The sequence below is a fragment of the Streptococcus sp. HMSC062B01 genome, assembly GCF_001811085.1.
In the GTDB taxonomy this organism is placed as follows: Bacteria; Bacillota; Bacilli; order Lactobacillales; family Streptococcaceae; genus Streptococcus; species Streptococcus gordonii.
The window spans coordinates 78,373-84,372 of sequence record NZ_KZ672765.1 but is presented as its reverse complement, the minus strand read 5'-3'; the positions used below and the strand labels follow the sequence as shown (position 1 = coordinate 84,372).

The 6,000-nt window shown below is 39.1% G+C and carries 5 protein-coding genes; all 5 read right to left on the bottom strand.

Going from position 1 to position 6,000, the window contains the following annotated elements; translation table 11 throughout:
• Positions 1-269: 269 nt before the first annotated feature.
• The 5 genes from HMPREF2780_RS00770 to HMPREF2780_RS00750 all read right to left on the bottom strand — a co-directional run bounded on the left by HMPREF2780_RS00770 (position 270) and on the right by HMPREF2780_RS00750 (position 5,769).
• Positions 270-923, bottom strand: coding sequence for a DUF1803 domain-containing protein (locus HMPREF2780_RS00770; protein WP_061595999.1), 654 nt, complete (start codon positions 921-923; stop codon positions 270-272).
• Positions 916-1,428 carry a YiiX/YebB-like N1pC/P60 family cysteine hydrolase gene (locus HMPREF2780_RS00765; protein ID WP_061596000.1) on the bottom strand — a complete coding sequence of 171 codons (513 nt, stop codon included), beginning with the start codon at positions 1,426-1,428 and terminating at the stop codon, positions 916-918. Before HMPREF2780_RS00765 ends, HMPREF2780_RS00770 begins: the two co-directional genes overlap by 8 nt.
• Before the next feature lie 92 nt (positions 1,429-1,520).
• Positions 1,521-2,456 (bottom strand): manganese-dependent inorganic pyrophosphatase, encoded by a 936-nt coding sequence (locus tag HMPREF2780_RS00760; RefSeq protein ID WP_002899779.1) that lies wholly within the window; start codon positions 2,454-2,456, stop codon positions 1,521-1,523.
• 135 nt (positions 2,457-2,591) lie between these two features.
• Positions 2,592-3,401, bottom strand: a complete 810-nt coding sequence (gene pflA, locus HMPREF2780_RS00755) for a pyruvate formate-lyase-activating protein (RefSeq protein ID WP_061596001.1) — start codon at positions 3,399-3,401, stop codon at positions 2,592-2,594.
• Positions 3,402-3,684: 283 nt separating this feature from the next.
• Positions 3,685-5,769 carry a Spy0128 family protein gene (locus HMPREF2780_RS00750; protein ID WP_061596002.1) on the bottom strand — a complete coding sequence of 695 codons (2,085 nt, stop codon included), beginning with the start codon at positions 5,767-5,769 and terminating at the stop codon, positions 3,685-3,687.
• Positions 5,770-6,000 lie beyond the last annotated feature (231 nt).

Sequence of the window (6,000 nt, the reverse complement as noted above, 5' to 3'; positions counted from 1 at the left end):
TAAATTAATTGTCTAACTTTTTGGGGTCAGTACACAGTCAACTCTCTTTTTGACTACATTTATTTATTCAAGCTATTTTCAATCCCTTCAACTTTGCCTTCAACAGCAATTTTTAGCATCTCCAATGACTTCTTTTACTTTGGAGATTGTCTTTTCTACAAGACCTTTCGTTTCTGTTTTGCTGTCTCCTGTCTGCTTTCCTTGTTTTTCCTTTTAAACTGAAAAATCTCTCATTTTTAAAGTTCAAACGTTCTGATTCTTTTAAAACATCAGTTCAAACGAAAACTTAATTTTTCCTTGTCAAAGCTGGTCTCTAGCTCGTATTTGCCAGTTTCGTTTTGCCGAATATAGCCCAAGATTACGAGGCTATCGACAAAAATGTCCCGCCGCTTCTGCATGAGCTCATCCTTGCGGACATATTTGAGAAGAAAGGTCGTCATATACTTAAGTGCATACTCTGGATTGACATCGCCCAAGACAGCATAGAGAGGCTTTTGTGCATCAGACAGGGGATATTGGCGCTGCATCTTATAAAAATAATTTGCCAAGGTCAGCTCATCCCGCTGAAAATCTGTCTCTTCCAGCAAGACAGCCGCATTAGTCTGATTGGAAAGCTGGGTCTCAAAGCGTAGCTCCAACAGTTCCTGATAGAGGGGACTATCATCACGTATAAAGACTTCCTGGTCCAATTGCAAATCCTCCAAACTTTCCAAAAGAGGCAGTGATAAGTAATATCGCTTATTCTCCCGCTTGATGTAGCCAGCTTTGATATAGTCCTCGATTGAGCGATCAATATTGGCTACACCCACAAATTCTCGCTTTATCTCCCGCAAAATAACCTCTTCACGTTGATCTAAATAATCAATTAGCTCCTGAAAAAAAGGCTGGCGTGTCAAACGGCTAGGATTGATGATTTTAATCATGGAGTTCTCCTTTATAGATGAGTTTGCTTGACTGAGCCAACTGGCTAGGATTCGTCCCGGGCTGATTTAAAGGCACATCTAAGTCCAATTCTCGATAATACTCCTGCCAAAAATCAGAAATTAGATTTTCCTCATCACCAAACTGCATGGGAATCGTATCAAAAATTGGCAAAATCTCTGCAATATACTCCGAACAGTAAAAACCATCAGACTGAGAATAAAAGCCGAAATTGTAAGGTTTTCCTAAGTGTAATTTGGCCTTTTTAAAGACAGCATCTGCATCAATAGCTGGATAGCGATACACGTCATAAACATCCTCATCCTGTAAAAAATCAAACAAATCTTGATTGACAACACCATTCTCATGGGTTGCATGATAAATCTCACCATTAAAATAGATGGCCACGTGGCTATATGAACCAGTTGCTGCTCGGATTGCAGCAGCAATTTCTGAAGATCCGACTGTAAAAATCAAATCTCCGTCTTGTAAATCTTGAATCTTCATTTCTCTCGCCTATCAAAAAAGGAGCCGAGACCCCTTTTTAAGTATGAGGGGAATAGCCCTCATCTAGTAACTTATTTCCTCAAATGAGCTCTTTAAGCATTAAAACTTTCTGTCAGTTGAGGCACCACTTGCTTTTTACGAGAAACAGCGCCTGCAAGGAAAGCATGGTTGTTTTCAAGAACAAAGTTGAAGGCTGCTTCAACCTTATCCATGTTGCTTCCGATAGCCAAAATTTCTGAGTTTGAGTTGATGATGTCTGTAATCATCAAGACGAAGTCAGAGTAGCCATTGTCAGCAATTGCTTTTTCAATAGCCGCTTCGATTTCTGCTTGACGCTCCAAAACTTCAGCAATATCAACTGTGTTGACCTGTGCCACACGGACATTGTTTCCGTTGAGCTCAAATGTTTTCGCATCGATGTCGATCAATTCTTCTGCAGACTTGCTAGCCAAGTTTGTACCTGCCTTAAGCATAGCCAAACCATACTCTTCCAAGTTGACACCAGCCAGCTCAGCCAATTCTGGTGCAATGACCTTATCAGTTGGATGAGTTGTTGGCGACTTGAGCAAGAGAGTATCAGAAATCAAACCAGACAGCATCAATCCTGCAATTTCTTTTGGAACTGCTACGCCATGTTCTTTGAACATACGATAAACAATAGATGAAGCAGAACCAACTGGCTCCAAACGCATGTAAAGTGGACTAGCTGTTTCAAAGTTAGCAACACGGTGGTGGTCCACCACGCCATAAACTTCAACTTCAGCGATATCAGCCACAGACTGTTGGAATTCATTGTGGTCTGTCAGAATAACCTGCTCAGCACCCTCTGCCTTAGCAGATGTAATCACGCGCGGTGCAGCTACACCAAAGTAATCTAAAACAAAGGCAGTTTCTTCATTAGGCTCTCCCAATGCAACAGCTTCTGTATCCAAGCCATAAGCTTCACGAGCCAAGTAAGCAAAAGCGTAAGATGAACCGATAGCATCTGAGTCAGGATTTTGGTGACCGAAAACTAAAATTTTAGACATGATAAACCTCTTTTTTATATAAACTTTATTGCATTTATTTTACCACAATTACAATCATTTCACAAAAACAGAAGAAGATTTTTTGAAAAAAGGACTGGTCAACTCACCAGTCCTTTTATTGATACTCAAAACAGATCAGCTATTATGCACCCGATTCATATACTCTGTATAGGACTCTGTCTGCATGAGTTCCTTGGCATTCTTGACCCGATCAGCTGTTGGAGGCTTAACCCCTTCCAGCTTGTAAGGGATGCCCAGCTCCCGCCATTTGAATTCACCCATGGTATGGTAAGGTAGAATTTCAAACTTATCAACATTCTTCAGCGTCTTTACAAATTTACCTAGCTCAATCAAGTCATCATCTCGGTCAGTTAATCCTGGCACCAAGACGTGACGGATCCAGACTGGCTTTCCAATGTCAGACAAGTACTTGGCACAAGCCAAGATATTCTTGTTGGTCTGGCTGGTCACAATTTTGTGCTGTTCTTCATTAATCTCCTTGATATCTAGCAAGACTAAATCCGTCACTGCCATAAGCTTGTCAAATTTTTTCAGGTAGCGAGGCGTATTTCTAAAAGGTAGGGCACAGGTATCCAATGTACAGTGAATGCCCAGCTCCTTAGCCTTGGTAAAGAAGGCAATCAAAAAATCAATCTGCAACAAGGCTTCTCCACCACTGACGGTGATACCGCCTTTATTGCCCCAGAAGCCCTTATAACGGAGGGCTTCTTGCAAGACATCATCCACCGTCCGCAGCTGAGATTTGTTGGTCTCCATCTCCCATGTGTCTGGATTATGGCAATACTGGCAGCGCATATGGCAGCCCTGCAAAAAGACAATAAAACGGATACCCGGTCCATCAACAGCACCGAAACTCTCGGTAGAGTGAACCATGCCAGTTACCTTTCCATAATCAACAGTTTCTTCATTTTTCTCTTCAACCATAACACAACCTCTTCACTCTGAAAACGTTTTATAACTATTTTTATTATAACACGATTAATGATAAAAATGACTCCATTTGTCTATTTTTTAGAAAACAAACTGTTTTTCAGTTTCATTTTCATTGTCTTACAACAGATAAGTCTCTACTTTTATTCTCATCTCTGACACAAGAAACTAATCTTTTCAAGTTCTAGGCTAAAATTTTCTATTATAAAAATCAAACCACCTTCTCTCCCTCTTTATTCCAAGAAAAAAGAGGGTTACCCCTCTTTATGTTTTCTTCTTAACTATGTTTTTTCTTCCAAACCAAACCAAGAAGCATAAGCGTTGCAAGTCCTACTACAAAGATAAATTTGCTGTCTGACGAACCTGTATTTGGAAGTTCTTTCTTGCTGTCCTTGCTTGATGGAGTTTTTGATTTAGGATTTTTCGGTGGTTGGTAACTGTTGGTAAAGCTATCTTTTCCTCCCTCATAAGAAACTGTTGAAAGAAGATTGCCATTCTCATTCGTTACAGTAATCGTTACTTTAATTTCGCTATTGTCATAAGTAATGCCTTGTGCATCACCCTTCACTTCGCGAATTGTATACGTGTATGTTCCAGTTTTAGTAAAGGCCAGAGTCTTGAAATCTACACTTCCATCTGCCTTATTTTTAACTGTTTCAACTACCTTACCTTTGGCATCTCTTAGTTCAAATGAGAACTCGCCATCTTTCAAGTCACGACCTGTTAAGAATTTCTTAACTTTTAATTGAGCTGTTGTTGAACCTGGGACATAGGTATTGGTAAACTGTTTTTTGTTATCGTCATAGCTAACTTTTGCCACCAACTTGCCTTGATTATCGGCTTTTACTTTAATTTTAGCAGTTATTACAGATGAGTCATATACGACCCCACTGATATTGCCAGATTTTTCTCTGATTGTGTAAGTATAAGTTCCAGCTTTTGTAAAAGTTAAAGGTGAGAATTTAATGGAGCCATCAGCCGCATTATTAACAGTCTCAATTTCAGCTCCATTCTTATCATACAAGGTGAAGAAGAACTCGCCGCCATTTAGATCACGACCAATCATGACTTTTTGAGCCATCAGCTGAGCAGATGCAGAAGATTGTTTTCTATCAACAATTGTTTTTGAAGCTATTTTAAGAGTGCTATCAAAGTCGTCCGGACTTACTTTAACATCGTCCGCCAACTCATATCCAGCAGGGGCTTCTGTCTCTCTAATTGTATAGTCATCTTTCAAGAGATTGCTGACTTCTGCAATACCTTGGTCGTTTGTCACTACTTGAGCAACTACTTGACCAGAACGATCACGAATAATATCAAATTTAGCACCTGGCAAAGCTGAACCATCATCTGATACTTTTTTAATTTGAATTTTATAAGTGTAGCCTTCTGCCTCGCCATGACCTAGGTAATATGTATAAGTTGAATTGCGGCTGTCTTCAACTCCGTTTGTCGTTGTCAAAGTAGCTGCATTTAAAAAGTTTTCGCCATCTGAAGGTGCATATGGCAGTTGAACCGAGTAATTAATCCGAATTCCTTCATTAGCCGAAAGATCTGGTAATTGAACAGAAAAATTATCATCAGTAAAGTTCACAGTAGTTTGGCCTGTAATGTCTACAGCGTTATCTAAAACCCAATCGCCATCGCGGAAGGCCCAAACTCCCTTATAAACTCGGAAAGTATCTTGTTTATAAGTAGCACCTGGAATTTTTAAAACGTCTGCTATTTTTACACCAGACATAGCTTTTCCGCTTCTGTTGACTGAAATCGAATAGCGTCCAATTGTTGGCTCAGCTTCATCCTGCCAACCAACTTTGTTTAAGTCTTCTTTTTTAGCTTGACCAATTCCAGTAAAGTTAATCTTACCTGCTGGGAAAAGTTTCCCTCCAACTGTGATATCAATTGGTACTTCTTTTGCTTTCTTAATCACATTATGATCCGCACGGACATAAAAATAAAAGGTTCCTTTTACATCCGAATGTGTTTCAACATAAGGTTCATATGTAATCGTTACTACTTTTGTTTGCTGATCTACAACTGCCTTGGCAACAACATTTCCATCTTGGTCTTTTATGTCAAAGCTACCAGTACTTGCTAAAGTAACAACATCCGGCAGTTGAACATCCGTTGTGTCTCCTGCCTTTATTTCATTATTGTGTAATTTAAACTCCACATTAATACGAAATTCTTGCCACTGATCAACATCAGAAGAAGTGAGCTCGTTTCCTTTGCTATCTGTCAGATACATCCGAGTAATGACATCTCCATGTTCTGTAGCAAAGACCTTATTTCCTTGAGTAACAAATAAACTGAATAGTAGAGTTAGGGGAAGAAAAATCATCATCAAGATTTTTTTATTCATTTTATCATCTCCTTTTCCAAAAAAAAAATACAACAACAGGATCGTTTTATAACAAAACTATCACTTCATTATAAAATAATTTCCTTGGATTTTCAAGCATTTTCTAAATTGCTTTCACAAAGAGCTCTTTTGCTAGGCACCTATCTTCAAACAAACTCAAAATAAAAAGCTATATCAAGCTTATGGCAAACTGGATCATCTTATTGATCCACTGATTACCATAAGAAGATA